Below are 26729 nucleotides of genomic sequence, written 5' to 3'. Positions count from 1 at the left end.
TGCCGAGCAGTAAGCACTGGAAGATCTGGCTGGGCTTCCCCCTGCTGGCCGCATGGCGCTCCTCGCCGAGTGGGGCTTCGGTGCTGCCAGCGGCGCCCGCCCCGAAGCCCGGGCCCGGCAGCAGAATGAGGCCCGGTAGACAGTCGCTGCGATCCTGTTCAAGGCCGACCCCCGCGAGTACGTCCTCGAATTCATCGGTTTCGTTGAGTTTTCATAAGCAAGCGCTCAATCCGTGTCGCGATAGTCAGGGACGATTGCGATACTGCATGCAGTCAGCTGCACAGCGCGGTAGCGCAGGCAGGATTCTGCTGCCTGCGTCCGCGTGCCGCTTGACCGTTCAGGCTGCCGGGGCTGGCTCCGGCGGCAGCCACAGGCAATGCCCCTTGTTGGCCTTGGCGATCTCGCCGAGCACCTTGTCGTGGCCTTCGATTTCCTCGGCGCTGGCCCGCAGCACGCGCAGCGGGGGGCGCTCGGTCAGCGTGGTGCCGCCGTCGGTATCGTCTAGCTGGGGCGCCGGCTCGTCGAGGGCCATGATCAGGCTCTCCTGGCCGCGGGTCATGGCCAGGTACACGTCGGCCAGCAGCTCGGCGTCGAGCAGCGCGCCGTGCAGGGTGCGGTGGGTGTTGTCGATATCGTAGAACGAGCACAGGGCGTTGAGGGACGCCTTCTTGCCCGGGTTCTGTTCCTTGGCGAGCTTGAGGGTGTCGATCACGCTCGGGCAGATCGCCGTGAGCACCGGCTTGCCGAGCATGCCCAGCTCGTTGTTCAGAAAGCCGACGTCGAAGGCGGCGTTGTGGATCACCAGCTCGCTGCCGGCGACGAAGGCCGAAAACTCATCGGCCACGTCCTTGAAGAGCGGTTTGTCGGCGAGAAAGTCGAGGGTGATGCCGTGCACCGCCACCGCGCCCGCGTCGATGTCCCGCTGGGGGTTCACATAGACGTGGTAGTGGCGGCCGGTGAGCTTGCGGTCGATGATCTCGACGCCGGCAATCTCGATCAGCCTATCGCCCGTCTTCCAGTCGAGACCGGTGGTTTCGGTATCCAGAACGATCTGTCTCATGCCTTGCTTTCTCCTGCTTCGACGAGCTTGCCGGTCTTGCGCACGGCCTCCACGCCGCGGCGGGCCAGGGCGTCGGCCCTTTCGTTTTCCACGTGGCCGGCGTGGCCACGCACCCACAGCCACTTGATCTGGTGGCGCGACGCCTCGGCGTCGAGGGCGCGCCACAGGTCTTCATTCTTGACCGGCGCCTTCGAGGCGGTCTTCCAGCCCCGGGCCTTCCAGCCGTGGATCCACTCGGAGATGCCTTTCTGGACATACTGGGAGTCGGTATGCACGCGCGCCGTCACCGGGCGCTTGAGGGCCGCGAGGGCGCGGATCACCGCCAGCAGTTCCATGCGGTTGTTGGTGGTGGCGGGTTCGCCGCCCCACAGTTCCTTCTCGTGGGGCCCAGCCCGCAGGATCGCGCCCCAGCCGCCCGGGCCGGGGTTGCCGGAGCAGGCTCCGTCGGTATAGATGTCAATCTCGTCCACTGTTTCTCTCGTCGGTCGATTTCTGCGAGCACCCCTTGGTGGGGCCACCCGCTTTCTGTATGAGTGGGGCTAGCGCCCGGCCGGCGGCCCGGCGGTCCCACTTGGGCATGATCAGGCGCATGCCATGCACCCGCTTGATCGCCTGGATGATGTAAACGCCCCCGCCTATCGGCCACCAGCGCTCGCCGGCGCAGTCCAGCCAGGTGAGGCGGTGCAGCCATTGTTCCTGATCCACCGCCGGTGCGAAGCAGCCCGAGGCGTGCAGCCCGGTTTCGAAGCCGAGCAGCGCCAGCCAGTCTTTCAGGCGCCGCAGGGACAGATATTGCCCGTGCCACGGGTAGCCTGTCGCCTCGCCGGCCAGCCGTCGCCGCAGGCCGAAGAGGCTCAGCGGGTTGAAGCCGGCAATCACCACCTGCCCCTCGGGCACCAGCACCCGCTCGACTTCGCGCAGCACCTGGTGCGGGTTGCTGGCGAACTCGAGCACGTGGGGCAGCACCACCAGGTCGATGCTGGCGGCGGCAAAGGGCAGCGCGGTGTAGTCGGTCTCGACCTGCACCCGGCCGCTGCCGGCCGTGAAGCGGAAGGGCATGCGGTTGGCCCGCAGGAAGTCGAACTCCGGCGCGCCGAGCTGCAGCGCGTTGTAGCCGAAGATGTCGGCCACCAGCGCATCGAAGCGGGCTGTTTCCCAGGCTGTCACGTAGCGCCCCAGCGGCGTGTCGAACCAGGCGTGCAGGCCGGGGAAGGATTCAGGCTGGGTCATCGGCAGGGACGAAGGGCGAACGGCTGCCTGGCGGGCAGGATGGCGCTACAATTCAAGGATGCAGATTATCCCTCTTCCCGCGTTTCGCGATAACTATATCTGGCTGCTGCGCGTCGGGCCCCACGCTGTCGTGGTTGACCCGGGCGATGCCGCTCCCGTCCTTCGTTACCTGGCCGACGAGGGGCTGAGCCTGGCCGCCATCCTCGTCACCCATCACCACCCCGACCACGTGGGCGGGGTGTTGGCGCTTCTCGAGCATGCTGCGGTGCCGGTGTATGGCCCGGCCCTGGAGACGATCCCGGGCCTGACCCACCCGGTGGGCGAAGGTGACGAGGTGTCGGTCCCGGCCCTCGGCCTCAGCCTGCGGGTGCTCGACATCCCTGGCCACACCGCGGGCCATGTGGGTTACTACGCGGCGCCGGCGCTGTTCTGCGGCGACACCCTTTTTGCGGCGGGCTGCGGCCGGCTCTTCGAAGGTACGCCGGCGCAGATGTTCGATTCCCTGCAAAAGCTGGCGTCCCTGCCCGGTGACACCCAGGTGTATTGCACCCACGAATACACCCTGTCCAACCTGGCCTTTGCGGCTGCCGTCGAGCCGGGCAACCCCGCCATCGCCGAGCGTATCGCCCATTGTGAGGCGATACGGGCCGCGCAAAAGCCCACCGTGCCGTTTCTGCTGTCGGGCGAGCTCCTCACCAACCCCTTCCTGCGCAGCCACGAGGCGGCGGTCGCCCGCCAGGCCGAAGCCCGGGCCGGCCGCCCGCTGGGCTCGCCGGTCGAGGTGTTCGCGGCCGTGCGGGAATGGAAAAACAGTTTCTGATTAATTGAGTGGCCGCAGGGTTGTGGACGCGATGCGATTGCGTCCACCATCCTTGGCCCGGTAGAGCGCTTCGTCGGCCTGCCGGATGAGCACGGCTGAGTCGGTGTGGCCACGGGCGGGCACCATGGTTGCCACGCCTGCGCTGATAGTCACGACTCCGGTGGCCGGCCCGGCGTGCCGGTGGGTGATGCGCAAGCCCTCGATCGCGGCGCGCATGGCCTCCGCCACCAGCAACGCTCCGCCCAGGTCGGTGTCGGGCAGGATCACCGCAAACTCCTCGCCGCCGTAGCGGGCCACCAGGTCGGCCGGGCGGCGCAGGGTGGCCTGCAGGCAGCGTGCCACCGCCTTGAGGCATTCGTCGCCCACCTGATGGCCGTAAGCGTCGTTGAACTGCTTGAAACTATCCACGTCGCACAGCAGCATCGACAGGGGCTTGCCCTGGCGGCAGGCGCGGCGCCATTCACGGAGCAGGGTTTCGTCGAACTGCCGCCGGTTGGGAATGCCGGTGAGACCATCCAGCGACGATAGACGGGTGAGTTCCTGGTTGGCGTCGTCGAGCTTGCGGGTCAGGATCAGCAGTGCGTGGCGCATCTGGGCGATGCGCTGCATGGCGCGGACTTTTGCCGCCAGCACGATCTCGGACACCGGCTTGATGAGGTAGTCGTCACCACCGACCGCGATGGCCTTCTCGAGGTCCTCGTCGCTGGTGCGTGCCGTCAGGAAGATGATCGGGGTCCATTCGCCCGCCTGTTCGAGCTGGCGGATGCGCCGCGCGACCTCGAAACCGTCCAGGCCCGGCATGATGATGTCGAGGAGGATGAGGTCCGGGTGCTCTTTCTTGAAGAGCTCGATCCCTTTTTCGCCGTCCCGGGCCAGGACGGGTTCGATGCCGATCTTGCGTAACTGATGGGACACCAGGGTGGCACTCGTCAGGGTGTCCTCGATCAACAGTGCTTTCAAAGCGGTCTCGGCTCGGTGGTGAATGGACGGCGGATGTCTGGCAAGGCCGCGCTGGCCCTGCTTCAGGGGCCGTACTGTAGCGGATTCCGGCAGGTAAACGTAACGCCCGACGCGATGCTGAAGGACGTTTGACGCATGGAAGCAGGTTTGACCCCTCCTGCGCAGGGCGGATAAAATCACGTTTTTGCTTATTGCGCGACAAAACCCGATGTTTCCGAGAGTTATCGCGCTGCTCCTGTCGCTTCTGGGGGCTGGGCCACTGATGGCAGACGGCCCCGATGAGGCATTTCCCGGGCTCGTCCAGGCAAGCACCCTTGATGTCGCGCCCGAGGCTCAGGCGCCCCAGGTGGTCTTCGAGATCCGTGAGCAGCACGTCCGGGTGCCCACCATCGACCTCACCACCGAGCCCGACGATCTGTGGGAGCGCATCCGGCGGGGTTTCTCGATGCCGGACCTCAACACCGACCTCGTCACCGACCGGCAGATCTACTACATCAACCGCCCCGGGGCCCTGCGCCAGATTTTCACCCGCGGCCAGCGTTACCTCTACCACATCGTCGACGAGCTCGAGCGGCGCGGCATGCCCACCGAGCTCGCCCTGCTGCCGATGGTGGAGAGCGCCTTCAACCCGATGGCCTTGTCGTCGGCCCAGGCCTCCGGCCTGTGGCAGTTCATCCCGTCCACCGGCAAAAGCTACAAGCTCGAGCAGAACTGGTGGGTGGATGAGCGGCGCGACGTGATCGCCTCCACCAACGCGGCCCTCGACTACCTGCAGACCATCTACGAGATGCACGGCGACTGGCATCTGGCCCTCGCGTCCTACAACTGGGGTGAAGGCGCGGTGGGCCGGGCTGTGGCCAAGAACCGCGCGGCAGGCCTGCCCACCGAATACCAGCACCTCAACATGCCGGGCGAGACGCGTTATTACGTGCCCAAGCTGCAGGCGCTTAAAAACATCGTCGCGCAGCCCGAACTCTTCGGCCTCACTCTGCCCCGCATTCCCAACCGGCCCTACTTCGTCACTGTCGAGAGCCGGGTCGCGCTTGATCTGGCCACGGCGGCGCGGCTTTCCGAAACCTCGGTGGATGAGATCCTGGCCCTCAACCCGGGCTACAAGCGCCCGGTGCTGCCCAGCAACGGTTCCATGTCGCTGGTGATCCCGGCCGACAAGGTCGAGGCCTTCCTGGTCAACCTGCAGCGGCACGACCCGGCCAGCGCCAGCTGGAAGACATACGAGCTGCGCGAGGGCGAAGCGCTTGAAGGTGTGGCCGACCGGCTGGGCATTTCAGCCAGCCGCCTGCGTCAGGTGAATGGGCTGTCGCCGCGGGCGCGGATCGGTACCGGTTACACGCTGATCGTCCCCTCCGAAAGCGAGGGCGACCGCATCACCCTCTCCAACCTCCTTCCGAATCGGCCCCAGCCGGGTGCCGTCGAGCCGCCGCCGCCGCGGGCCCTGATCCAGCGCACCACGGTGCGGGGCAAGAGCGGCCGGACGGTGGTCATCGAGCGTAAGGTGCCGGTGAGCGCCGCACCCGCGGCCAGCAGCGGTCGTGGCAAGGGCAAGGCAGACGCCCCGCCGGCAGCCCGAGGGAAAGCCACAGCAGCTGCCCGGCCCGAGCCCAGGGCAACGGCCAGGCCTGCACCGGCCAAACCAGCGGCGCCGGCAAAGAAGCAGCGCTGATCTACCCCGCAATGAGCGCCTCCGGGCGCTCATTGCTTTGGGTTGACGGATCTGCCAGCCTACCCTCAGTTCACCAGATGGCAGCGGACCACGCGGGTTTCCGAGATCCAGCGCTCCTCGGGATAGTCTGTGCGGCAGCGCTCGGCCGCCTCGCTGCAGCGGGGGTGAAAATGGCAGCCGGGCGGCGGGTTGAGTGGCGAGGGCATGTCGCCCCGGGTGAGGCCGTCGGTAGTGCGGCTGGCGGCGTCAAGGCGCGGCACGGCGGCCAGCAGCATGCGGGTGTAGGGGTGGCGCGGGTTGCCGAGGACTTCCTCCGCCCTGCCCCGCTCGACGATCCGGCCCAGGTACATCACCGCCACATGGTGGGCCAGGTAGTCCACCACCGCCAGGTTGTGGGTGATGAAGAGGTAGGACAGCCCGTACTCGGCCTGCAACTCGCGAAGCAGGTTGAGGATCTGTGCCTGCACCGACACGTCGAGGGCGCTGGTCGGCTCGTCGCAGACGATCAGGCTGGGGGAGACGGCCAGCGCGCGGGCGATGGCGATGCGCTGGCGCTGCCCGCCGGAGAACTCGTGGGGGAAGCGGTCACGCATGGCGGGGTCGAGGCCCACCCGGGCGAGCAGCGCGTCGATCCGGGCCGAGCGGGCGCCGGCGTCTGGCTCGACCCCCAGGGCGAGCATCCCCTCTTCCAGGATCTCGCCGACCCGCATGCGCGGGTTGAGGGAGCTGAACGGGTCCTGGAAGATCATCTGGAGCTCCCGCCGCAGGGGCTGCCATTCGCGTGGGCTCAGCTCCAGCAGCTCCTGCCCGCCGTAGCGGGCCCGCCCGCCGCTGGCAGGCACCAGCTGCAGCAGGGCCTTGCCGGCGGTGGTCTTGCCGCAGCCGGATTCACCGACCAGGGCCAGGGTCTGCCCGGCGGGCACCTGCAGCGATACGCCGTCAACGGCTTTCACATGGCCGACGACGCGGCGGAACAGCCCCTTGCGGACCGGGAAGTGCACCTCCAGGGCCTCGACGTCGAGGGCCTTGCCCGAAAGCGCGGGGGCCTGCTCCGGCGCTTCGGCGGCGGGCCGTGGCGGCTCCGCCCACTCCTGGGCGCCCGTGGCCGGGTCGTAGAGATGGCAGCGCACCTGGCGGGGGCCGACGGTGTGCATGGCGGGCTCGGTGCTGCGGCAGCGTTCATGCACCTGGGGGCAGCGATCGGCAAAGCGGCAGCCGCTGCGCTTCTCGCCCAGGCGCGGCACCTGCCCCGACAGGGTGTCCAGGGCGCGGCCGCGCTGGGCGGCGGTGGGCAGCGCGGCAAACAGCTTGCGCGAATAGGGGTGCAGGGGCTCGGCGAAAAAAGCCTCCCGGGCGCCGGTCTCCACCAGCTCGCCCGCGTACATCACGCCCACCTGGTGGGCCATGCGCGCCACCACGCCCAGGTCGTGGGTGATCAGCAGCATGCCCATGCCGCGGCGGGCCTGGAGTTCGGCCAGCAGGTCGAGGACCTGGGCCTGGATCGTCACGTCGAGGGCCGTGGTGGGCTCGTCGGCGATCAGCACCTGGGGGTCGCCAGCCAGGGCGATGGCGATCATCACCCGCTGCTTCATGCCTCCGGAGAGCTGGAAGGGATATTCGGAGAGGCGCCGCCGGGGGTCGGGGATGCCCACCGCCGCGAGCAGGCGCTCGGCCTCGTCCCAGGCCGGCTGGCCGTGCAGCCCCCGGTGGCGGACCAGCACCTCGCCGATCTGGTCGCCCACGGTCATGACCGGGTTGAGGCTGGTCGCCGGCTCCTGGAAGATCATCGCCAGGTGGTTGCCGCGGATGTCGCGCATGCGCGTCTCGGGCAGGGCGTGGAGGGCCGCGCTGCCCAGGTGCACGCTGCCGGCGGCGATCCGCCCTCCGGCGGGGAGCAGGCGCATGCACGCCAGGGCGGTCATCGACTTGCCGCAGCCCGATTCGCCCACCAGGGCCAGGGTCTGCCCGGCGGGCAGCGTGAAGCTGACGCCATCCACGGGGCGCACGGGCCGGGCCGGCGCCCCCAGTTCCACTTGCAGGTTGTCGACCCTGAGCAGCGGCGGCGGAGTGTCCATTTCCAGTCGGTTCATCGCGATGAGAGCTGCTTTACCGCAGATTCGAGCCTCGACAGCCAGAACAGGGAAAAACGCTGTTGCCCCTGCGGTTTTTCAGGCTGATTCAAGCTGTCGGCTGCCGTTTCCGGTTTTAAAACAAGGGGCCGAACCGGGCCCAAAGAAAACGGACCGTCAGGGCGGTCCGTTCCGGTCAAGGCGGGGGGCCGGCTTCTTGGGCCGGCCTGCATGCCTCAGTGGTGATGACCACCTTCACCGTGCACGTGGCCGTGGCCGATTTCTTCGGCGCTGGCCGCGCGCACGCTCTGCACGGTCATGTCGAAGATCAGCGCGGTGCCCGCCAGGGGGTGATTGCCATCAACCACCACCTTGCCGTCGGCGATGTCGGTGATGCGGTAGATCATCTCTTCCTCGCCGTCTTCGCCGACGCGCTCGAAGGACATGCCGACCTCGATGTTGTCGGGGAACAGGGAGGCGTCTTCCACCAGCACCAGCTCTTCGTCGAACTCGCCAAAGGCATCTTCGGGCAGCAGCTTCACCTGCAGGCTGTCGCCGGTCTTCTTGCCGTGCAGCGCTTCCTCGATCACCGTGAAGATGCCGTCGTAACCGCCATGCAGATACACCAGGGGGTGGTGGCCGTCGTCGATGACGTTGCCGTCCGGGTCCTTGACCGTGTAGTTAAGCGTGACGACCGTGTTTTTGGCGATTTCCATTTAGTTTCCTTGAGTTGAGTTGCTTTACCAGCTGAAAGACCTCTGCCGCGTGGCCCCGCGGGGTGACATCGTGCAGCACATGCCTCAGCACTCCGTCGGACGAAATGATGAAGGTCGAGCGGCGCACGCCGCGCTTCATGACCCCATCGCGCGTCTCCGACTGCCACACTCCGTACAGCTTGCACACCTCGCCCTCTTCGTCGGCGAGCAGTTCGACCGACAGGCCGTGCTCGTCGCGGAAGTCGGCGTGGGTCAGGCAATCGTCGGGGCTGATGCCGATCACGATGCACTTTTCCTTCGCGAAGTCGGCGTCGTGGTCGCTGAAATCGATGGCCTGACGGGTGCAGCCGGGGGTGTTGTCACGGGGGTAGAAATACAGGACCACATGATGGGAACCCAGCACCGAGGCCAGATCGAACATTTCCATGTCGGCATCGGGCAGGGAAAAGAGCGGAGCGGGCTGGCCTTCGCACAGGGCCGCTGGTACGGTCGAAGATTCTAACCGAGCCGGTTTGATAACTCTACCTGAAGCGTGCTGGGGGCTGACAAGCATGGAAGATCTCCTCCTCGGGGGCGCCGGGCACCTGCTCATGGCGCACGGCTGTTCTGGCGGTTCGACGGGTAAGCGTTTTTTGTCGTGCTCTTATTGTCTGGTGCATCCGCTGCTCACACGCTCAAGCGTAACAAGGCATGTCTATGAATGGATAGACCACCGCTCACCGAGGCTCAAGCATTTCGGCATTTATTTTTGCGGTTTGTCACGGACGGCCTTTTCAGGTTTGTGAGCATCCACCACCTTGCCTCCTGGGCAAAACTGTATAAAAATACATACTATTAACAGGAGCGCATCATGGCCGACAATCTCACCCCCCGCCAGCAGGAAATCCTTCAGCTCATCCGCGACACCGTCGAGCTGGAAGGGCGCCCGCCCACCCGGGCTGAAATCTGTACCGCCTTTGGTTTTCGCTCCCCCAATGCCGCCGAAACCCACCTGCGTGCCCTGGCTGCCAAAGGCGCCATCACCCTCGAAGAAGGCCGGGCGCGGGGCATCCGCCTCATGGAGGCCCTCGGCTTGCCCCTGATCGGGCGGGTTGCTGCCGGCAGCCCGATCCTTGCGGCCGAGCACGTGCAGGGCCGCTATCAGGTCGATCCGGGGCTGTTCTCTCCCCGCGCCGATTATCTCCTCAAGGTCCGCGGCATGAGCATGCGCGACGCGGGCATCCTCGACGGCGACCTGCTCGCAGTGCACCGTACCAGTGAAGTCCGTAACGGCCAGGTGGTGGTTGCCCGTGTCGAAGATGATGTCACCGTCAAGCGGCTGCAGCGCAAGGGCCCCATCGTCGAACTGCAGGCCGCCAACCCGGACTTCCAGACCATCGTCGTGGACACCCGCAGCGCATCCCTCGAGATCGAAGGGCTCGCCGTCGGCTTGATCCGCAGCGAATCCCTCTGAGCCGGGGCGCGTAAGCGTTCGGGCTTCGGGAATACCAGCACGGCGGCCGTGCGTTCTGTACTCAGAGACGGGCTCGAACACCCAAGCGCCAACCAAACTGAACGGGCCGGTCTGCCCGCCTCCCCACAGGGGTAAGGAAACGTGGGGTGGCCCTGCGTTTCCTTGAGAGCCCGAAGGTCGGTCCGGGCTCATCTTTGCCCTCTGGCTTGCGCCTTTACCCTTTCCCGCCATGTCAGCTCCTGCCTCCATTGCCCACGACCCCACCGCCCGGCTCGACAGCCTGGTCTGGCGTGGCGACCGGCTGGCTGCGCCGGCAGCCCCTGGCCTGCCTACCGGTCACCCCCCACTGGACGCAGTGCTGCCGGGCGGTGGCTGGCCTCGGGGAGCCCTCACCGAACTCCTCCTGCCCCACCCCGGGGTCGGCGAGCTCAGCCTGCTGCTGCCCCTGCTGGCCCGTGTCGGCCCCCAGCGCTGGGCGGTCTGCATCGCGCCGCCTGAGCCGCTCTACGCGCCGGCCCTGGCCGCCGCCGGGGTGCCGCTCGAGCGTCTGCTCCTCGTCGAGGCGGCCAGCCCTGCCCACGCCCGCTGGGCGGCCCGCCAGGCCCTGGCTTCGGGCTCCTGCGACGTCGTTCTGCTGTGGCTTGCAGATGCCGACATGGGCGCCCTGCGTCGCCTACAGCTGGCTGCCGAAGAAAACACCACGCCCCTCGTCCTGCTGCGCCCCGATAGCCTTGCCCGCCAGCCTTCGCCGGCCGCGCTGAGGCTGGCCCTCGCGGCTCTCCCGGGCGGGGTGGAGGTGCGCATCCTCAAGCGTCGTGGCCCCCCGCTGACCGATCCCATCGCCATCCAACTGCCCGGGCTCGCGGCCGCTGGTTTGCAGTCGTCAGGCCCTCGGTCGGCACCTGTTGTGCTCTCTCCCCGGCCGGGTTCCCGTGCCGGCCTGGCTTCCGTTCATGCTCTGGTGCGCCCTCTACCTTCCCGACCTGGCCCTGCAGGTATTCACCCGGGGGCGCAGTGACAGCGCGCCGCTGGCCGTCCTCGGCCCCCGGCCCCGGCAGCGGGTGGTGGGGGCGTGTCCGGCGGCAGTGGCGTGCGGCGTGGAGCCGGGGCTGGGCCGCGCCGGCGCTCTGGCCCTAGCCCCCGCGCTGCTGCTTGTCGACCGCGACCCTGGCCTCGAGCGCGCCGCCCTGGTCGAAGTCGCCAGCTGGGCGGCGCGTTTCACCCCCTCCATCAGCCTCGACTCCTCCGCCGTGCTGCTGGAAGTCCAGGCCAGCCTGCGTCTCTTCGGGGGCGTGCCGCCCCTGTGTGAGGCCATTCTCGGTGGTCTCGGCGAGCTCGGTTTCGATGGGCGCCTTGCCTTTGCGCCCACGCCCCTCGCCGCCTGCTGGCTGGCCCGCTTTGCGCCCGGCAGCCAGGTCTGTGAAGGCCCGGCGCTGCTGGCCGCCATCGATGCCCTGCCCCTCGCCGCATTGGCCGATGGTGGCGGGCTCGATGCCGCCACCCTTGAGCTCCTTTCCGGCGTGGGGGCGGCCTGTCTGGGTGACGTACGCCGCCTGCCCCGGAGTGGCCTGGCCCGGCGTCAGGCCCGGCAGGTCATCGACCTGCTCGATCGGGCCTGTGGCCAGACGCCCGACCCTCGCCCCTGGTTTGCCCCGCCGGAGCGCTACACCGGCCGTCTGCCCCTGCCCGCCCCCACCGATCAGGTGGAGAGCCTGCTGTTCGGCCTGCGCCGTCTGTTGGGTGGGCTGTCGGGCTGGCTCGAAGCCCGTCACGGCGGGCTTGAAGCCTTCACCCTGGTGCTCGAACACGAGCGCAACAAGCACGAGGCCGAAACCCGCATCGAGATCATCCTGGGCGCCCTGTGCCGCGACATGGCCCGCTGCCAGTTGCTGGCCCGCGAGCATCTGTCCCGCCTGCCCCTCGTTGCGCCCGTCGAGGCTTTGCGCCTGGAGGCAGACGCTCCTCAGCCCCTGGCCCCGCCCGGTGCCGATCTCTTTGACGGTGACGGCACCCGGCCTGCCGACCCGGGCTTGCTGCTCGCCACCCTCAAGGCCCGGCTCGGCGACGGCTCGGTGCGCTGCCTGGCTGTGCACTCCGACCACCGCCCCGAACAAGCCTGGCGTCACCATGTGCCCCTGCAGAACCCACCCCGAGCCCAGGCCGGCCGCCCTGCCCCGCCCCCGCGCCCGCTGTGGTTGCTGGCCCTGCCCCGCCCGATCTCCCAGCCTGCGCCAGATGCGCTGCTCGCCGGGCCCGAGCGCATTGAGTCCGGCTGGTGGGACGGCGAGGCGGCCGACGTCTGTCGTGACTACTTCGTCGCCCGCCGCCCGGACCACAGCCTGGTGTGGGTCTTCCGGGAGCGCCGGGCACCCCACGGCTGGTTTCTCCATGGTTATTTCGCCTGACCGCCCATCGCCCGCGGGCTGCCGTCCCGACGGGCTAAACTGATCAACCCATGCGCACCAAATCCTCCTCCCTCACCCGTCGCATCGTCGAGCTGGCCTGGCCGGTATTGATCGCCCAGCTTTCGTCGATGACCCAGATGCTCAGCGACACCGTGCTCGCCGGGCGCTACGGCACCGAAGACCTGGCTGCCGTCGCGGTGGCCAGCGGCATCTACATCTCGGTGGTCATGCTGATGGTCGGCATCCTGCAGGCGGTGGCGCCGACGGTGGCCCACCACGTGGGCGCCGGGCGCCGCGACGAGATCGGCCCCTCGGTGCAGCAGGGCTTCTGGCTGGCCCTGGGGCTGGCGTTGCCGGCGGTGCTGTTCTTGCGCCACCCCGACTGGCTGATGCAGCTCAGCCACATGAGCCCAGGCGTCGAGTCCCGCGCCCGCGACTACCTCGGCACCATCGCCTGGGGGCTGCCGGCGGTGCTGCTGTACCGCACCTTCTACGCCTTCACCAACGCGCTGGGGCGCACCCGGGTGCTGATGTTCATCAGCCTGGCCGCCACGGCGGTGCATATCCCGCTCTCGTGGGTGCTGATCAACGGCCACCTGGGCAGCGCAGCCATGGGCGGCGTTGGCTGCGCGGTGTCCAGTGCCTGCATCGCCTGGCTGTCGCTGGTGGCGGCCCTGGTGCATGTGCTGCGGGAGCCGGCCTATGCGCCCTACCGGCTGTTCTCCCGCTGGCAGCCGCCGCGGGCTCGGGCGATCGGCGAGCTGCTGCGCCTGGGCTTGCCGATGGGTTTCTCGAGCTTCGTCGAGATCACCGCCTTCACGCTGATCGCCCTGCTGGTGGCGGGGCTCGGCGCCGACGTGGTGGCCGGACACCGCATCGTCGGCAACCTGTCGGCCCTGATCTACATGCTGCCGCTGGCCATCGCGATCGCCACCCTGGTGCTGGTCGGCCGCGCCGTCGGCGCGCGGGATGGCCGCGGGGCGCGGCATGCGGCCAAGGTTGGAATCGGGCTGGCAACGGGTTTGTCCACGCTGGTCAGCATCGCCGTGTGGCTGTTCCGCGAGCCCATTCTGGCGGCCTACACCGCCGACCCCGCGGTGCTCGGCCTGGCCGTGTCACTGGTGGTCTACATCTGCCTGTATCAGTTTTTCGACGCCGTCCAGACCGTCGCGGCCCACGCCCTGCGGGGTTACAAGATCACCTTCGGGCCGATGCTGGTGCACACCTTCTGCTTCTGGGGGATCGGCCTGGCGGGCGGCTACGGGCTGGCCTTCCATGGCCTGGGGGCGTTGCCGCCCCAGGGCGTCGCAGGTTTCTGGCAGGCTGCGGTGGCGAGCACCGTGGTGGCCTCGGTGCTGTTCGGGGCCTACCTGCAGGTGGTGTCGCGGGCAACGGCCCCGCCGGCCGGCTAGGCCAGCCAGGCCTCGCGCAGGGCGATCGCGTTGGCTCTGGCGTCCGGGTCGACGGCCAGCTTGGCTGTATCGGCAAGCGGGGCGCGCAGCTCGACTTCGAAGCGCATCAGCTCGTCACGCCGGAACACATGGATCTTGGCGCTGTCGCCGGCCAGCCGCCGGGCCAGCAGTTTGTCGAAGCTGCCGGCGGTGGCCTTGAGGCCGTCGATCGCCACCAGCACGTCCCCCGCCGACAGCCCCGCCGCCTGGGCCGCGCCGCCGTCGAAGACGTTGGCGATCTTCAACATCTCGCCTTCCGCCACCGTCCGCACGCCGATGCCGGGCGCCGGACTGGCCAGCTCCCAGGCCAGTTTGAGGCCCACACGGCGCAGCGCCTGCTCGAGGGGCAGCTCGGCGGTGACTTCGACCAGCTCTTGTAGCCAGCCCGCCAGCGCCTCGCCGCCGAGCTCTGCGGCCAGCGCGAAGATGCCGTCCTCCGCCACCCCGATGCCGGTCTGCCCGTGGCGCTGCCACAGGGCCTGCATCAGGGTGTCGAGGCTGCGGGCGCCGTGGCTCTCGGCGCGCAGGCGCAGGTCGAGGAGCAGCGCGACCAGCGCGCCCTTGGTGTAGTAGCTGACGATCGCGTTGGGGCTGTTCTCGTCCTGGCGGTAATACTTGGTCCACGCCTCGAAGGACGATTCGGCGACGCTTTGTTTGTGCCGGCCGCTGCCCTTGTGCACCTGGGTGATCGTCTTGGCCAGCAGCTTGAGGTAGTCGTCGAGCCCGATGCGCTGGCTGCGTACCAGCATCAGGTCGTCGTAGTAAGAGGTGAAGCCCTCGAAGGCCCACAGCAGCCGAGTGTAGTTCTCCTCGGCCAAGCGGTAGGGCACGAAGGCGGCCGGCTTGATGCGCTTGACGTTCCAGGTGTGGAAGTATTCGTGGCTACACAGGCCGAGGAACTGGCGATAGCCGTCGGTGGCTTCGTCCATGCCCACGTGGGGCAGGTCGGCGCGGCTGCACAGCAACGCGGTGGACGCCCGGTGTTCCAGGCCGCCGTAGCCGTCGCCGACGGCCGTGGTGAGGAAGACGTAGCGGCTCATCGGCGCGGGCTCGCCAAAGAGGCGGATCTGCCGTTCGCACACCGGCTTCAGGTCGGCCAGCAGGCGGCCCATGTCGCAATCGTGGCGGCCGGTGATGGCCACTGCGTGGGGCACGCCGCAGGCTTCGAACTCGCCCAGCGTGAAGGTACCCATCTCGACGGGGTGGTCGATCAGGTCGTCGTAGCTGTCGGCCCGGTAAAGCCCGAAGCCGTAGCGCTCGGCGGCGCCCTTCTCGCCCACAGCTTCCGGCAGGCTGGTGGCGACGCGCCAGCGGGCGTCTTCCAGGCCCTTGGGCGGGCGGATGTCCACCCGGTGGGGCGCGTCTTCATGGCCGTGGGCGGCCAGGAAGACGCTGGTCCCGTTGAAGAAGCCGTGGGTCTGGTCGAGGTGGGCGCTGCGCACCGAGAGGTCCCACGCATACACGGTGTAGCGCAGGGTCACCGGCCCCTGGATGCCGGCCGGCAAGCGCCAGCTGTGCTTGTCGAGCTTGGTGGCCGGGACGGCCTTGCCCCCCGCCTCGGCCGACAGGCTGACGATGTTGCGGGCGAACTCGCGGATCATGTAGCTGCCGGGAATCCACGCCGGCAAGCTGAACACCTGCCCGGCCGGATCGGGCTCGGCGAGCCTCAGGCTGACTTCGAACAGGTGCGCGGCCGGCTGCACGGCCTGGATCGTGTAGAGGACGGGAGTGATCATGACAATGGCCGGAAAAGAGGATGGCAAGGAAGGGGTTGTCGGAGTGCAGGAGCGGCGGGCCACGATTTTAACTGCACTGTGACACGCAGCCACTGCCTCATTTTTGTGCAGTGCGATAAAAGCCTTACGCTTTAAGGCCTTGCCTGCTACTCCCACAGTTTTTCCACACCCTTGCCCACGTTCATTGGGGAGAAAACCAGGGTAGCACCAGCCTGGAGTGCACTGCACCATTTTGAGGCGGCGAGCTGTTTTTTTTAAAAATCAGGCTGTTATGACTTCCGTCAACAGCTTATCCACAGTTTATCCCCGGTTCTGTGTGCATAGTTAAAAGCTATTCGCCACGCGCTTTAAAGAGCATTGCTCTATTTTTAGGCAGCCCGAAAAAACCCTTTTGTGTCCGTTACATGACAGCGCCCCGCACAGCTTTTCCACAGCCTTGCCCACGCCGGGTGTGGGTTGTTGGGGGCTTGTGCACAGCTCAGGGGATGAAGGGCAGTTCGATCAGATCACTGCGCGCCGCGCCAGCCGTCATCTGGCGGCACAGGGTGATGAACTCGCGCATGCCGGCGGTGACGTGCTTGCGCCGGTGGGTGACGAACTGGAACTGCCGCCGCAGGTCCAGCCCGGGTGTCTCGACGGCCGTCAGGCTGCCCCGCCGAAATGCCTCACGCAGCGCGAGCCGGGAGATGCAGCCGATGCCGAGGCCACTCTCGACGGCCCGCTTGATCGCCTCGGTGTGCTCCAGCTCGAGCCGCACCCGCAGCTCTCCGCTGAAGTGGCGCAGGGCCTGGTCGAAGGTCTCGCGGGTGCCGGAGCCGGCCTCCCGCAGGATCCAGTCCTGGGCGGCCAGCTCGACCAGCTCCACCGGCCGACCGTGGGCCAGCGGGTGCCCCGGCGCGCAGAACACCACCAGCTCGTCCTCCACCCACGGTTCGACGAGGAGGTCGGGGTGGCGGCAGGTGCCCTCGATCAGGCCCAGGTCGAGTTCATAGTGGAGCAGCTGGTGCATGATGGTGGCCGAGTTATGCACCGACAGGCCCACCCGGGCGCTCGGGTGGCGGCGCAGGAAATCGGCGGCGATCAGCGTGGCCAGGTAGTTGCCCACCGTCAGGGTGGCGCCGATCTGCAGCGGGCCGAAGTCGGTCTGGCGAGCCAGCATCGATTCGATCTCGCGGGCGTGTTCGACCAGCTGCACCGCGTGGGGCAGCACCACGTGGCCGAGCTCGTTGAGGCGCAGGGCCTTGCCGATGCGATCGAAGAGCTGGGTGTCGAACTGGCGCTCCAGCTCGCCCAGGGCGGTGCTGGTTGCCGACTGGGACAGGGCCAGTGCGTCGGCGGCGCGGGAAACGCTCTCGTGGCGGGCGACGGCGATGAAGATTTCCAGCTGGCGCAGGGTGTATCGCATCGGTTTTATATCTGATTTATAGAATAGATATATTAATACAATCCATTTTATGGATTTATTGCCACCCTACAATCGTGCCATCAAGTTCATTCTTCAAGGCCCGACCATGAGCAAGCTGAGTACCCAGACCGTCATCGATGTCCGCCACTGGAACGATTCCCTGTTCAGTTTCAAGGTGACCCGCGACGCGGGGCTGCGCTTCGAGAACGGCCAGTTCGTGATGATCGGCCTCGAGGTGGAAGGCCGGCCGCTGACCCGCGCCTACAGCATCGCCAGCCCCAATTACGAGGAGCACCTGGAGTTCTTCAGCATCAAGGTGCCGGATGGCCCGCTCACGTCGCGCCTGCAGCACCTGCAGCCGGGCGACCCGATCGTCGTGAGCAAGAAGCCCACCGGCACCCTGGTGCTCCACGACCTGCTGCCGGGGCGCAACCTTTACCTGTTTTCCACCGGCACGGGCCTGGCGCCCTTCATGAGCGTCATCCAGGACCCGGAAACCTACGAGCGTTTCGAGAAGGTGGTGCTGCTGCATGGCGTGCGCTACGTCTCCGAACTGGCCTACAGCGCGTTCATCGAAGAGGCGCTGCCGCAAAACGAGTTTTTCGGCGAACAGGTGCGTGAGCAGCTCATCTACTACCCCACCGTGACCCGCGAGCCCTTCCGCAACCAGGGCCGCGTCACCGACCTTGTGGAGAGCGGCAAGCTCTTCGAGGACATCGGCCTGCCGCCCCTCGACCCGGCGGTGGACCGGGCGATGATCTGCGGCAGCCCGGCCATGCTCGACGATTGCTGCAGGATGCTGGATGCTCGCGGCTTCAAGATCTCGCCCCACATCGGTGCGCCGGGGGATTACGTGATCGAGCGGGCCTTCGTCGAAAAGTAAGGCGCCCACCTACGCAGGAGACGCACGTTATTTCCCGGGCTTCTCCTGCAGGCGGTCCACCATCTTGTGCACTGCGGCCATCTGCGGCCCGTTCCGGGTGGCGTAGTCGACCGAACTGTAGCCCCACCAGTCCCAGCAGCCCTTGGGGTTGAGCACCCAGCGGTAGGAGCCGGCCGCCCAGCCGTTTCTGGCGATGGTCTGCGGGTACAGCACGATCAGCCGGTTGGCTTCGGCCCAGGGGTTGTAGCCGGCGCCTTCCACGAAGCGCCGGCCGATCTTGTCCTCACTCTGCTGGCAGCCGTGGAAGGCCACATGCACCCGGCAGCCGCCGGCCCGGCAAGCCGACGGCACATAGACGAAGCCCTGCTCCGCCATGCTGACGTCGGCCGGCAGCCCGCTGATGAAGGGGCGCTGGTCGAAGGCCTGGAGCGAGGCCGGCTCGGGCGCCCGAGCGGCTTCGAGCTTGCCCAGCAGGTGGCGGAGCAGCTCGCCGGGCGCGTCGAAATCGCCACAGCGGTTGATGTACGGCGGCTCGGAGGTGTTGCAGGCGTTGGGTTTGCCGTCGGCCACCGAGATCATCGCGTGGCCGGCGTCGGGCAGGCTCACCCGGCGCAGCGCATCGGCCGGCACCCACTGGCGGTAGAAGGCCTCCAGCGCATCCATCACCGGCGGTTCGACGGTGCGGTCGGCCCCGCCGCCCAGCATCCACACCTGGTCGTCGGCGAGGCCTTCGGGCGGGTCGATGAGGCCCAGACGGGCGCGGGATTCAATGCGCGGCCGGATCTCGTCGGGCTTGGGCGGCGGCGCCCAGGCCGAGGGCGACATGCAGTGGGCCAGCGCGCGGATGCTGCTGCCTTCGGCGCAGTCGTAGGGGCCGGCGGCGATGATGCCGGCGCCGCGCACCTGCTTCGAAAAGGCCACCTGGAACTGTACCGCCATGTAGCCGCCGGACGAGATGCCCGAGACCGTCAGGCCAGCCCCGTCGGCGCCCAGCCCGGGCAGGGGCTGCGCGGCCTGGCCCGGCAAAGCGCCGCCCAGCGTGGCCAGCACAATCAGCGTTTTGATCTTCATCGTCAGTACCCCAGCAAGTTCCAAAGCACGCCGCCGCCGGCGGCAAGCCCCAGGGCGCCGAAGGCCAGCGCGCCCACCGTGAAGCCCTTCGCTCGCAGGGCCGGCTCCCGCGCGTAGGCGACGGCATACCCGACGCGCCCCGCCAGCCACACGCCACCCAGGCCCGCCGCGACGGCGTCATTCACGTAGGCCGCGCAGATCCACAGGCAGGGCAAGGTCATCACGGCCCATTCGAGGGTGTTCATCTGCACCCGGTAGAGGCGCTCGAAGGCCGGGTGGCCGCTCACCGCCGGCGCCTCGATGCCGTAGCGGTGGCGTCCCTTGCCCACCGCGAAGGCGGTGCCGAACATGAGCAGGACGATCAACAGGGTAACCCCGGCGGTGAGGGGAAGCGTGGACAACATGGCGCATGAGGCTTTCATCGGACTAAAGACCATAGCTTACCGGGCAACACGGCCTTTCAGCCCACCTTGTGCCGGGATGCAGGCCAAGTCACCGTAAAATCGGGCGCTCATCCAGCCCGCGACCGGCCCTGCCGGATTCCATGCTCCGTCTTCTCGTCGAACTCCTGGCGCCCTACCGCCGCCGCGTGATCCTCGCCCTTGTGGCCCTGGTGGTGGCCGCGACGGCCATGCTGGCGGTCGGCCAGGGGCTGCGCACCGTCATCGACCAGGGCTTCTCGGCAGGCGATCCGGCCTGGCTGGACCGCTCGCTGGCGGCGATGGTCGGGGTGATCCTGGTGCTCGCGCTGGCCACCTACGTCCGCTTCTACAACGTGTCGTGGCTGGGCGAGCGGGTCACGGCCGACCTGCGGCGGCGGGTCTTCGACCACCTGCTCACGCTGCCGCCGTCGTGGTTCGAGGCCGGCCGCACCGGCGAGGTGATCACCCGCCTCACCGCCGACACCACCCAGATCGAGAACGTGATCGGCTCCAGTCTGTCGATCGCCCTGCGCAACGCGCTGCTGCTGGTGGGGGGGCTGGTGATGCTGTTCACCACCAGCCTCAAGCTCAGCCTGCTGACGGTAGGCGGCGTGCCCCTGGTGGTGGCGCCGATCATCATCTTCGGCCGACGGGTGCGGGCGCTCGCCCGGGCCAGCCAGGCGCGCGTCGCGGCGCTTGGCGAGCGCATCGACGAGACGATCCACGAGATCCGCATCGTCCAGGCCTACGGCCATGAGGTGGCCGACCGGCAGGCCTTCGGCGAGCTGGTCGAGCAGAGCTTCGCCACCGCCCGCCAGCGGGTGGCCAACCGGGCGCTGCTGGTGGCCTGCGTGCTGGTGCTTGTGTTCGGGGCGATCGCCTTCATCCTGTGGGTCGGTGGGCATGACGTGCTGGCGGGCGAGCTGTCCGCCGGCCAACTGTCGGCCTTCGTCTTCTACGCGGCCATCGTTGCCGGCAGCGTGGGCGCGCTGTCGGAGGTCTGGGGCGATCTGCAGCGGGCCACCGGGGCCACCGAAAGGTTGCTGGAGATCCTCAACACCCGCCCTGCCATTCAGGCGCCGGCACGGGCCATGCCGCTGCCCGAACCGGCGCGCGGGGCGATCAGCTTCGAGCGGGTGAGCTTCCGCTACCCGGCCCGCCCCGACACGGCGGCGCTGGCCGACTTCGACCTGCATGTGGCACCAGGTGAAACGGTGGCCCTGGTGGGGCCGTCCGGCGCCGGCAAGAGCACGGTCTTTCAGCTCCTGCTGCGCTTCTACGACCCGGAGGCTGGGGTGATCCGGATGGACGGCCTGCCCCTCACCGAGGCCGACCCGCTGGCCCTGCGCGGGCGCATGGCGCTGGTCTCCCAGGAGGCGGTGATCTTTGCCGGCAGCGTGGCCGAGAACGTGCGCTATGCCCGCCCCGATGCGAGCCTGGCCGAGGTGCGCGCAGCCTGCGTGGCGGCCTTCGCCGACGAGTTCATCGAGCGCCTGCCCGAGGGCTACGACACCGACCTGGGCGAGAGGGGCGTGCGGCTGTCGGGCGGCCAGCGCCAGCGCATCGCGATCGCCCGGGCGATTCTGGCCGACCGGCCGGTGCTGCTGCTCGACGAGGCCACCTCGGCCCTCGACGCAGAGAGCGAGCGGATGGTGCAGACAGCCCTGGAGGGCCTGATGCGCCAGCGCACCACCCTCGTCATCGCCCACCGCCTGGCCACCGTGCAGCGGGCCGACCGCATCGTGGTGCTCGACGGCGGGCGGGTCGTCCAGCAGGGGCAACACCACGAGCTGGTCGCCGCCGACGGGCTCTACGCAAGGCTCGCCCGCCTTCAGTTTGCTGCCTGAATCGGGCACTTCTGGTGCCAAGTAGTTCCTCGATGCAGCGCGAAATGCGCCGGCTTTGGCAGGAAGCACGGGCGGGTGTGATTTCCTTCGCACGGCCATAAAGGGTGAGGCGCCTCAGAATAGGCGCAATGAATAAACAACGCGCCCTCCCCGTGCCACTGCTGGCCACTCCGACAGACCCTGTCGGCGGGGCGCACATCCGTTCCAGCTACACGGTCGAGAGCGCGGACCCGCTGCGCCACAAGCAGGCCTTGCGACTGCTCATCGAGCGGATGTACAGCTGGCGGGGCCTCAACCTCGTGGAGAGTGCCGTTCATACCGACCGCCCGGATCGGATCACTCTGCTGGCCTCCGAGAAAGGTGATGTCTTCGGCACGGTGACCCTCGGGCTCGACGGCGACGCGGGCATTCTCGCCGAGACCCTCTATCCCGAAGAGATCGCCGTGCTGCGCAAGCAGGGTGCCCGCCTGTGCGAGCTGACCCGGCTGGCCATGGACACCCAGCATAATTCCCGGGAGGTGCTAGGCGCCCTGCTCCATCTGGTGTACATCCACGGCCGCCTGCTCCACCGGGCCACCGACGTGGTCATCGAGGTTCACCCCCGCCATGCGCCCTTCTACCGCCGCATGCTCGGTTTCCGGATTATCGGCAGCGAACGGATCTGCCCGCGGGTGGACGCGCCGGCGGTGCTGATGCATCTCGAGCTCGGCCACATGGACGACCAGATCGCCCGTTTCGGCGGCTCCGCCGATCCCCAGGCGCGCACCCTCTACCCCTATTTCATGTCGCGGGAGGCGCAGGACTCCATTCTCGGCACCCTCGTCGCGGCAAGCGCCGCTGCGGCGCGCGCTCCTTTGACCTGCTGAAGGTTGTCACCCCCGCATGGCTGCGCCAAGTGGGGTAAAGTTGCGCCTTCGATTTTTGCATCTCCGGAAAGTACTCCATGGCCCAATACGTCATGTCCATGCTGCGTGTCAGCAAGGTTGTCCCGCCCAAGCGGCAGATCATCAAGGACATCTCCCTGTCCTTCTTCCCCGGCGCCAAGATCGGCCTGCTCGGCCTCAACGGCGCCGGCAAGTCCACCGTGCTGCGCATCATGGCCGGCGTCGAGAAGGAATACGACGGCGAGGTTCAGTGGCAGCCCAACATGTCCATCGGCTACCTGCCCCAGGAGCCCAGGCTCGACGCTGACAAGACCGTCCGCGAAGAGGTCGAGTCCGGCCTCGGCGAGGTGATGGAGGCCAAGCAGAAGCTGGAGGAGGTCTACGCTGCTTACGCCGAGCCCGACGCCGACTTCGACAAGCTGGCCGAACTGCAGGCGAAGTACGAGAACATCATCGCCACCAGCGGCGCCGATATCGAAACCCAGCTCGAGATCGCCGCCGACGCGCTGCGTCTGCCCCCCTGGGACGCCAAGATCGGCCCCCTGTCTGGCGGTGAGAAGCGCCGCGTGGCGCTGTGCAAGCTGCTCCTGTCGCGCCCCGACATGCTGCTGCTCGACGAGCCCACCAACCACCTCGACGCCGAATCCGTCGACTGGCTCGAGCAGTTCCTGTGCCGCTTCCCGGGCACCGTGGTGGCCGTCACCCACGACCGTTACTTCCTCGACAACGCCGCCGAGTGGATCCTCGAACTCGATCGCGGCCAGGGCATTCCCTGGAAGGGCAACTACTCCAGCTGGCTCGAGCAAAAAGAGGCCCGCCTCGAGCAGGAAGCCAAGCAGGAAGGCGCCCGCATGAAGGCGATGAAGCAGGAGCTCGAGTGGGTGCGCTCCAACCCCAAGGCCCGCCAGGCCAAGAGCAAGGCGCGCCTGGCCCGCTACGAGGAGATGTCCAGCGTCGAATACCAGAAGCGCAACGAGACCCAGGAAATCTTCATCCCCGTGGGCGAGCGCCTGGGCGACAAGGTCATCGAGTTTACCGACGTCACCAAGGGCTTCGGCGACAAGCTGCTGATGGACAAGGTCAATTTCAGCATCCCGCCGGGCGCCATCGTTGGCATCATCGGCCCCAACGGCGCCGGTAAATCGACGCTGTTCAAGATGATCACCGGCCAGGACAAGCCCGACTCGGGTGACGTGGTGATCGGGCCCACGGTCAAGATCGCGTATGTGGATCAGTCCCGCGATTGCCTTGATGGCAGCAAGACCGTGTTCGACGAACTCGCCGGCGGCGCCGACATCCTCACCATCGGCAAGTCCGAGATCCCCAGCCGGGCCTACATCGGCCGCTTCAACTTCAAGGGCGGCGACCAGCAGAAGCTGGTGGGCAACCTGTCGGGTGGCGAGCGCGGCCGCCTGCACCTGGCCAAGACCCTGATGGCCGGCGGCAACGTGCTGCTGCTCGACGAACCGTCGAACGACCTCGATGTGGAAACCCTGCGGGCGCTCGAAGACGCGCTGCTCGAATTTGCCGGCTGCGCGCTGATCATCTCCCACGATCGCTGGTTCCTCGACCGCATCTGCACGCACATCCTGGCCGCCGAGGGCGAGTCCCAATGGACTTTCTTTGCCGGCAACTACCAGGAATACGAGGAAGACAAACGGAAGCGCCTGGGTGACGAAGGCGCCAAGCCCAAGCGTATCCGCTACAAGCCCATCGCCCGCTGAACAAGCGCAGGCCGATGTAATCAGGGCCCTTCGCCGGCGGCAGTCGCGGAGGGCCTTTTCATTTCAGTCACGATCGCCCCGCCCGACCTTTCGGCGTGGGCCGCGTGCGAGAACCGATTAAAAGAACGTCCGACCATGAAATTCACCCAGATCCCCCTCGGCACCCGTTTTGAATTCGAAGGCAAGATCTTCAGCAAGACGGGCCCGATGACCGCCAGCGCCGAAGACGGCAGCGGCCAGCGCCTGATCCCCCGCTACGCGGTGCTGAAGCCGGTGGACGGCGCAGCGCCGGTCGTCGATGCCGCGCCTACCCGGCAAGTGGACGAGGCCCGCGTCATCGCGGCTTTCGACGGCTTCTACGGCACCTGCCTGCGTCTGGTGGATGATTTCTCGAAGGCCGAACTGGAGGCCGCCCGGCGCAAGTTTCTGGCTGCGCTGCAGGCGCAGAAATGAAAAAAGCCGGCAGAGCCGGCTTTTCTTTCACTACCCACGTTCAGAGGAGAACATGATTTTTGGTGCCTTGGGCGAGACTCGAACTCGCACGACTTGCGTCACTACCCCCTCAAGATAGCGTGCCTACCAATTTCACCACCAAGGCACTCGGTGCGAAGGAGGCGAACTATACGTTGCCTTTTTACCTTCGTCAAGATCTAAATGAAAACCATTTAGATCTTTTTACTACGCACAAAAAAATCGCTCGCAAAACAACTCGGGCGATCTTTTCATGCCCCGTTCGGGTTGGGTGGGCGCCAGGGCGCGCCAGCCCGAACGGTCAAGATCAGGCAGCCGCAGCAGCGCCCATCGCCTTGATGGCGGAGGACAGACGGCTCTTGTGGCGGGCAGCCTTGTTCTTGTGAATGATCTTCTTGTCGGCGATGCTGTCGATCGTGCGCTGGGAGGCAACGAAGACTTGCTGAGCGACTTGCTTGTCGCCGCCAACGACCGCCTTGCGAACAGCCTTGATGGCAGTACGCAGACGCGAACGCAGGCTCATGTTGAGGGCGCGGGCCTTGACTGCTTGACGGGCGCGCTTACGGGCTTGTGCCGAATTGGCCATCTTGTAATAGTCCTGAAAGAAATGCAGTAAAGCGCAAGATTTTAAAGGGAAACCTTTTTCTCTTGCAAGCCCTTTATTGTCTTTTTCTTATTATTTCGTGCAATTGCAATTTCGGGCCGTCCTGATAGGACCGCCGCGTGGCAAACCCCAAGCCACGCCTCGGGTGCCTTGGGGGGCGTCATGGCGTTGTATTTCGCGCCCTCCAAGCCTAATATTATTGCAGTCAATCCAGCCTGCAGCCGTTCCCTTTCGGAGTCCGATCCGACATGAATGACAGCACTCCGCCCTGCGCCGACGATAGCAGCCTCGCCTCGCGGCTGGCTGTCCTCACCACCGAGCACCGGGATCTCGATGCCATCATCGCCCAGATCACCGTAGCGCCACCGGCTGGAGACGACCTGCTTCTCAGGCGTCTCAAGAAACGTAAGTTGCTCTTGAAAGACCGGATCGCGATCATCCAGCATCTGATGGACCCTGACGAGCCCGCCTGAGCCCACCTACCCCGGGCTCCTCCCTCCACCCCGTTCCTTCTCAAATCCCGCATGCCAATCCAGCGCAACGCCGGGGCCGACACGCTCGCCCTGCACGCCGGCCAGACGCCGGACCCGCTCCATCATTCCCGGGCCACGCCCATCCACTTCACCACCAGCTACGTGTTCGAGAGCAGCGACCACGCCGCTGCGCTCTTCAACCAGGCGCGGGCCGGGCATGTGTATTCGCGAATCTCCAACCCCACCAATGCGGTGCTCGAGGAGCGCATTGCTGCCCTCGATGGTGGTGTCGGCGCGATCGCCTGCGCCAGCGGCCAGGCGGCCCTGATGCTGGCGATCACCACGCTCATGGGGAGCGGCGGGCACATCGTCGCTTCGCGCTCGCTGTACGGCGGTTCCCACAACCTGCTGGCCTACACCCTGCCCCGGTTCGGCATCGAGACCACCTTTGTGGCACCCCGCGACAAGGGCGCCTGGCGCGCGGCCATCCGCCCCGAGACGCGCCTGCTGTTCGGCGAAGCCATCGGCAACCCGGGCCTCGAGGTGCTCGATGTGCCGGGTATCGCCGAGATCGCCCACGAGGCCCGGGTGCCGCTGCTGGTCGATGCGACCCTGCTCACCCCGGCGCTGCAATGCCCCCTCGACCTGGGGGCCGACCTCGTCATGCACTCGGCCACCAAGTTTCTCGGTGGCCACGGGGTTGCCGTGGGCGGCCTGCTGGTGGATGGCGGCGCCTTCGACTGGGAGGCCGCGGGCGGGCGTTTCCCCACCCTCACCGAAGCCTACGAGGGCTTCCACGGCATGGACTTCGCCGAGGAGTCGCCGATTGCCGCCTTCCTGCTGCGGGCGCGCCGGGAGGGGCTGCGGGATTTCGGCGCCTGCCTGTCACCGATGAACGCCTTCCAGATCCTCCAGGGCATCGAGACCCTCGGCCTGCGCATGGAACGCCACGTCGCCAACGCGCGGGCATTGGTGCGCCACCTCTCGGAACACCCCCTCGTCGAGGCTGTGTCATGGCCCGAGCTCGACAGCCACCCCGACCACGCACTGGCGGCTCGCCTGCTTCCCAAGGGGTGCGGGGGTGTCTTCAGCTTCAGCCTCAAGGGTGGCCGCAAGGCCGGCTGTGCCTTCATCGAAGCCCTGCGGCTGGTTTCGCACCTGGCCAATGTGGGCGACGCCAAGTCGCTGGCGATCCACCCGGCGAGCACCACCCACTTCCGCATGTCGCCGGAGGCGCTGCTGGCCGCCGGCATCGGCGAAGGCACCATCCGCCTGTCGGTCGGCCTCGAGAACGCTACCGACCTGATCGCCGACCTGGATCGCGGCCTGCAGGCTGCCCACAAGGCCACTGCCTGAGGTGCACA

The 26729-nt window shown here is 67.4% G+C and carries 25 protein-coding genes and 1 tRNA gene; 13 read left to right on the top strand and 13 right to left on the bottom strand.

Annotated features, from left to right (window positions below; genetic code table 11):
* Positions 1–337: 337 nt before the first annotated feature.
* Genes dnaQ through ZRA01_RS04695 form a run of 3 tightly spaced genes read right to left on the bottom strand, consistent with a single transcriptional unit; the run spans position 338 to position 2290 of the window.
* Positions 338–1060: a DNA polymerase III subunit epsilon gene (gene dnaQ / locus ZRA01_RS04705; protein ID WP_141349785.1), complete on the bottom strand. Its 723-nt coding sequence runs from the start codon at positions 1058–1060 to the stop codon at positions 338–340.
* Positions 1057–1530 carry a ribonuclease HI gene (gene rnhA / locus ZRA01_RS04700; RefSeq protein ID WP_141349783.1) on the bottom strand — a complete coding sequence of 158 codons (474 nt, stop codon included), beginning with the start codon at positions 1528–1530 and terminating at the stop codon, positions 1057–1059. The genes dnaQ and rnhA overlap by 4 nt, the downstream gene beginning before the upstream one ends.
* A complete protein-coding gene (locus ZRA01_RS04695) occupies positions 1517–2290 on the bottom strand; it encodes a class I SAM-dependent methyltransferase (protein WP_141349781.1) in 774 nt (257 codons plus the stop codon). The genes rnhA and ZRA01_RS04695 overlap by 14 nt, the downstream gene beginning before the upstream one ends.
* Positions 2291–2348: 58 nt before the next feature.
* Between ZRA01_RS04695 and gloB the strand changes: the two genes are divergently transcribed.
* Positions 2349–3110: a hydroxyacylglutathione hydrolase gene (gene gloB, locus ZRA01_RS04690; protein ID WP_141349779.1), complete on the top strand. Its 762-nt coding sequence runs from the start codon at positions 2349–2351 to the stop codon at positions 3108–3110.
* Here the strand turns inward: gloB and ZRA01_RS04685 are convergent, their stop codons facing one another.
* On the bottom strand, positions 3111–4070 hold the full coding sequence (locus ZRA01_RS04685; RefSeq protein WP_141349777.1) for a diguanylate cyclase: 960 nt from the start codon (positions 4068–4070) through the stop codon (positions 3111–3113).
* 262 nt (positions 4071–4332) lie between these two features.
* Here ZRA01_RS04685 and ZRA01_RS04680 point away from each other — a divergent pair, with 262 nt between their 5' ends.
* Positions 4333–5751, top strand: coding sequence for a transglycosylase SLT domain-containing protein (locus tag ZRA01_RS04680; RefSeq protein ID WP_141349775.1), 1419 nt, complete (start codon positions 4333–4335; stop codon positions 5749–5751).
* A gap of 65 nt (positions 5752–5816) precedes the next feature.
* On the opposite strand, the gene ZRA01_RS04675 is transcribed toward ZRA01_RS04680, so the two are convergent.
* The 3 genes from ZRA01_RS04675 to ZRA01_RS04665 form a co-directional block, all read right to left on the bottom strand.
* Complete coding sequence (locus ZRA01_RS04675) at positions 5817–7841, bottom strand: ABC transporter ATP-binding protein (RefSeq protein WP_218028648.1); 2025 nt, start codon at positions 7839–7841, stop codon at positions 5817–5819.
* Positions 7842–8056: 215 nt separating this feature from the next.
* Entirely contained in the window at positions 8057–8536 is a 480-nt protein-coding gene (locus ZRA01_RS04670) for an FKBP-type peptidyl-prolyl cis-trans isomerase (RefSeq protein WP_141349773.1), read from the bottom strand.
* On the bottom strand, positions 8502–9089 hold the full coding sequence (locus tag ZRA01_RS04665; protein WP_141349771.1) for a peroxiredoxin: 588 nt from the start codon (positions 9087–9089) through the stop codon (positions 8502–8504). The genes ZRA01_RS04670 and ZRA01_RS04665 overlap by 35 nt, the downstream gene beginning before the upstream one ends.
* Before the next feature lie 297 nt (positions 9090–9386).
* Here ZRA01_RS04665 and lexA point away from each other — a divergent pair, with 297 nt between their 5' ends.
* The 4 genes from lexA (at position 9387) to ZRA01_RS04645 (ending at position 13806) form a co-directional block, all read left to right on the top strand.
* Entirely contained in the window at positions 9387–9989 is a 603-nt protein-coding gene (lexA, locus tag ZRA01_RS04660; protein ID WP_141349769.1) for a transcriptional repressor LexA, read from the top strand.
* A gap of 229 nt (positions 9990–10218) precedes the next feature.
* Complete coding sequence (imuA, locus tag ZRA01_RS04655; protein WP_141349767.1) at positions 10219–11007, top strand: translesion DNA synthesis-associated protein ImuA; 789 nt, start codon at positions 10219–10221, stop codon at positions 11005–11007.
* On the top strand, positions 10943–12394 hold the full coding sequence (locus tag ZRA01_RS04650; protein WP_141349765.1) for a Y-family DNA polymerase: 1452 nt from the start codon (positions 10943–10945) through the stop codon (positions 12392–12394). Before imuA ends, ZRA01_RS04650 begins: the two co-directional genes overlap by 65 nt.
* A 50-nt stretch (positions 12395–12444) precedes the next feature.
* Positions 12445–13806, top strand: a complete 1362-nt coding sequence (locus ZRA01_RS04645) for an MATE family efflux transporter (RefSeq protein WP_141349763.1) — start codon at positions 12445–12447, stop codon at positions 13804–13806.
* Here the strand turns inward: ZRA01_RS04645 and ZRA01_RS04640 are convergent.
* Together ZRA01_RS04640 and ZRA01_RS04635 are read right to left on the bottom strand one after the other, a co-directional pair.
* Positions 13803–15581 (bottom strand): M61 family metallopeptidase, encoded by a 1779-nt coding sequence (locus tag ZRA01_RS04640; protein ID WP_174851587.1) that lies wholly within the window; start codon positions 15579–15581, stop codon positions 13803–13805. The two genes, ZRA01_RS04645 and ZRA01_RS04640, sit on opposite strands and share 4 nt — an antisense overlap.
* Positions 15582–16059: 478 nt before the next feature.
* Positions 16060–16986, bottom strand: coding sequence for a LysR family transcriptional regulator (locus tag ZRA01_RS04635; RefSeq protein ID WP_141349761.1), 927 nt, complete (start codon positions 16984–16986; stop codon positions 16060–16062).
* 106 nt (positions 16987–17092) lie between these two features.
* Between ZRA01_RS04635 and ZRA01_RS04630 the strand changes: the two genes are divergently transcribed.
* Complete coding sequence (locus tag ZRA01_RS04630; RefSeq protein ID WP_141349759.1) at positions 17093–17869, top strand: ferredoxin--NADP reductase; 777 nt, start codon at positions 17093–17095, stop codon at positions 17867–17869.
* A 27-nt stretch (positions 17870–17896) separates the two neighbouring features.
* Here the strand turns inward: ZRA01_RS04630 and ZRA01_RS04625 are convergent, their stop codons facing one another.
* Both ZRA01_RS04625 and ZRA01_RS04620 read right to left on the bottom strand, forming a co-directional pair.
* Positions 17897–18940, bottom strand: a complete 1044-nt coding sequence (locus ZRA01_RS04625) for an extracellular catalytic domain type 2 short-chain-length polyhydroxyalkanoate depolymerase (protein ID WP_246093280.1) — start codon at positions 18938–18940, stop codon at positions 17897–17899.
* A gap of 2 nt (positions 18941–18942) precedes the next feature.
* Positions 18943–19344 carry an MAPEG family protein gene (locus tag ZRA01_RS04620; RefSeq protein ID WP_218028647.1) on the bottom strand — a complete coding sequence of 134 codons (402 nt, stop codon included), beginning with the start codon at positions 19342–19344 and terminating at the stop codon, positions 18943–18945.
* 140 nt (positions 19345–19484) lie between these two features.
* On the opposite strand from ZRA01_RS04620, the gene ZRA01_RS04615 reads away from it, so the two are divergent.
* From ZRA01_RS04615 to ZRA01_RS04600, 4 genes are all read left to right on the top strand, one after another.
* Complete coding sequence (locus tag ZRA01_RS04615) at positions 19485–21209, top strand: ABC transporter transmembrane domain-containing protein (protein ID WP_141349757.1); 1725 nt, start codon at positions 19485–19487, stop codon at positions 21207–21209.
* A gap of 128 nt (positions 21210–21337) precedes the next feature.
* A complete protein-coding gene (locus ZRA01_RS04610) occupies positions 21338–22075 on the top strand; it encodes an N-acyl amino acid synthase FeeM domain-containing protein (protein WP_141349755.1) in 738 nt (245 codons plus the stop codon).
* Positions 22076–22152: 77 nt separating this feature from the next.
* On the top strand, positions 22153–23817 hold the full coding sequence (gene ettA / locus ZRA01_RS04605; RefSeq protein WP_141349753.1) for an energy-dependent translational throttle protein EttA: 1665 nt from the start codon (positions 22153–22155) through the stop codon (positions 23815–23817).
* Positions 23818–23952: 135 nt separating this feature from the next.
* Entirely contained in the window at positions 23953–24270 is a 318-nt protein-coding gene (locus ZRA01_RS04600) for a hypothetical protein (protein ID WP_141349751.1), read from the top strand.
* 60 nt (positions 24271–24330) lie between these two features.
* Here the strand turns inward: ZRA01_RS04600 and ZRA01_RS04595 are convergent.
* Positions 24331–24415 (bottom strand) — tRNA-Leu (locus ZRA01_RS04595).
* 180 nt (positions 24416–24595) lie between these two features.
* Positions 24596–24874: a 30S ribosomal protein S20 gene (rpsT, locus tag ZRA01_RS04590; RefSeq protein ID WP_141349749.1), complete on the bottom strand. Its 279-nt coding sequence runs from the start codon at positions 24872–24874 to the stop codon at positions 24596–24598.
* Between the two features lie 266 nt (positions 24875–25140).
* Here rpsT and ZRA01_RS04585 point away from each other — a divergent pair, with 266 nt between their 5' ends.
* Both ZRA01_RS04585 and ZRA01_RS04580 read left to right on the top strand, forming a co-directional pair.
* The gene (locus tag ZRA01_RS04585) at positions 25141–25365 is read left to right on the top strand and encodes a DUF465 domain-containing protein (protein ID WP_141349747.1); all 225 of its coding nucleotides are present in this window, start codon (positions 25141–25143) and stop codon (positions 25363–25365) included.
* Positions 25366–25416: 51 nt separating this feature from the next.
* Complete coding sequence (locus tag ZRA01_RS04580) at positions 25417–26721, top strand: O-acetylhomoserine aminocarboxypropyltransferase (RefSeq protein WP_141349745.1); 1305 nt, start codon at positions 25417–25419, stop codon at positions 26719–26721.
* Positions 26722–26729: the final 8 nt, after the last annotated feature.

It is taken from the genome of Zoogloea ramigera (assembly GCF_006539865.1).
Taxonomy (GTDB): domain Bacteria; phylum Pseudomonadota; class Gammaproteobacteria; order Burkholderiales; family Rhodocyclaceae; genus Zoogloea; species Zoogloea ramigera.
Note: the sequence above shows the minus strand (reverse complement) of the source record. Positions and strands in the feature narration are given on the sequence as shown.

What these genes read in the sequence shown, in the direction of transcription:
- dnaQ (WP_141349785.1), bottom strand. Translation starts at nt 1,060, where the DNA reads ATGAGACAGATCGTTCTGGATACCGAAACCACCGGTCTCGACTGGAAG.
- ZRA01_RS04695 (WP_141349781.1), bottom strand. Translation starts at nt 2,290, where the DNA reads ATGACCCAGCCTGAATCCTTCCCCGGCCTGCACGCCTGGTTCGACACG.
- gloB (WP_141349779.1), top strand. Translation starts at nt 2,349, where the DNA reads ATGCAGATTATCCCTCTTCCCGCGTTTCGCGATAACTATATCTGGCTG.
- ZRA01_RS04680 (WP_141349775.1), top strand. Translation starts at nt 4,333, where the DNA reads ATGGCAGACGGCCCCGATGAGGCATTTCCCGGGCTCGTCCAGGCAAGC.
- ZRA01_RS04675 (WP_218028648.1), bottom strand. Translation starts at nt 7,841, where the DNA reads ATGAACCGACTGGAAATGGACACTCCGCCGCCGCTGCTCAGGGTCGAC.
- ZRA01_RS04670 (WP_141349773.1), bottom strand. Translation starts at nt 8,536, where the DNA reads ATGGAAATCGCCAAAAACACGGTCGTCACGCTTAACTACACGGTCAAG.
- ZRA01_RS04665 (WP_141349771.1), bottom strand. Translation starts at nt 9,089, where the DNA reads ATGCTTGTCAGCCCCCAGCACGCTTCAGGTAGAGTTATCAAACCGGCT.
- lexA (WP_141349769.1), top strand. Translation starts at nt 9,387, where the DNA reads ATGGCCGACAATCTCACCCCCCGCCAGCAGGAAATCCTTCAGCTCATC.
- imuA (WP_141349767.1), top strand. Translation starts at nt 10,219, where the DNA reads ATGTCAGCTCCTGCCTCCATTGCCCACGACCCCACCGCCCGGCTCGAC.
- ZRA01_RS04650 (WP_141349765.1), top strand. Translation starts at nt 10,943, where the DNA reads ATGCTCTGGTGCGCCCTCTACCTTCCCGACCTGGCCCTGCAGGTATTC.
- ZRA01_RS04645 (WP_141349763.1), top strand. Translation starts at nt 12,445, where the DNA reads ATGCGCACCAAATCCTCCTCCCTCACCCGTCGCATCGTCGAGCTGGCC.
- ZRA01_RS04640 (WP_174851587.1), bottom strand. Translation starts at nt 15,581, where the DNA reads ATGATCACTCCCGTCCTCTACACGATCCAGGCCGTGCAGCCGGCCGCG.
- ZRA01_RS04635 (WP_141349761.1), bottom strand. Translation starts at nt 16,986, where the DNA reads ATGCGATACACCCTGCGCCAGCTGGAAATCTTCATCGCCGTCGCCCGC.
- ZRA01_RS04630 (WP_141349759.1), top strand. Translation starts at nt 17,093, where the DNA reads ATGAGCAAGCTGAGTACCCAGACCGTCATCGATGTCCGCCACTGGAAC.
- ZRA01_RS04625 (WP_246093280.1), bottom strand. Translation starts at nt 18,940, where the DNA reads ATGAAGATCAAAACGCTGATTGTGCTGGCCACGCTGGGCGGCGCTTTG.
- ZRA01_RS04620 (WP_218028647.1), bottom strand. Translation starts at nt 19,344, where the DNA reads ATGTTGTCCACGCTTCCCCTCACCGCCGGGGTTACCCTGTTGATCGTC.
- ZRA01_RS04615 (WP_141349757.1), top strand. Translation starts at nt 19,485, where the DNA reads ATGCTCCGTCTTCTCGTCGAACTCCTGGCGCCCTACCGCCGCCGCGTG.
- ZRA01_RS04610 (WP_141349755.1), top strand. Translation starts at nt 21,338, where the DNA reads ATGAATAAACAACGCGCCCTCCCCGTGCCACTGCTGGCCACTCCGACA.
- ettA (WP_141349753.1), top strand. Translation starts at nt 22,153, where the DNA reads ATGGCCCAATACGTCATGTCCATGCTGCGTGTCAGCAAGGTTGTCCCG.
- ZRA01_RS04600 (WP_141349751.1), top strand. Translation starts at nt 23,953, where the DNA reads ATGAAATTCACCCAGATCCCCCTCGGCACCCGTTTTGAATTCGAAGGC.
- rpsT (WP_141349749.1), bottom strand. Translation starts at nt 24,874, where the DNA reads ATGGCCAATTCGGCACAAGCCCGTAAGCGCGCCCGTCAAGCAGTCAAG.
- ZRA01_RS04585 (WP_141349747.1), top strand. Translation starts at nt 25,141, where the DNA reads ATGAATGACAGCACTCCGCCCTGCGCCGACGATAGCAGCCTCGCCTCG.
- ZRA01_RS04580 (WP_141349745.1), top strand. Translation starts at nt 25,417, where the DNA reads ATGCCAATCCAGCGCAACGCCGGGGCCGACACGCTCGCCCTGCACGCC.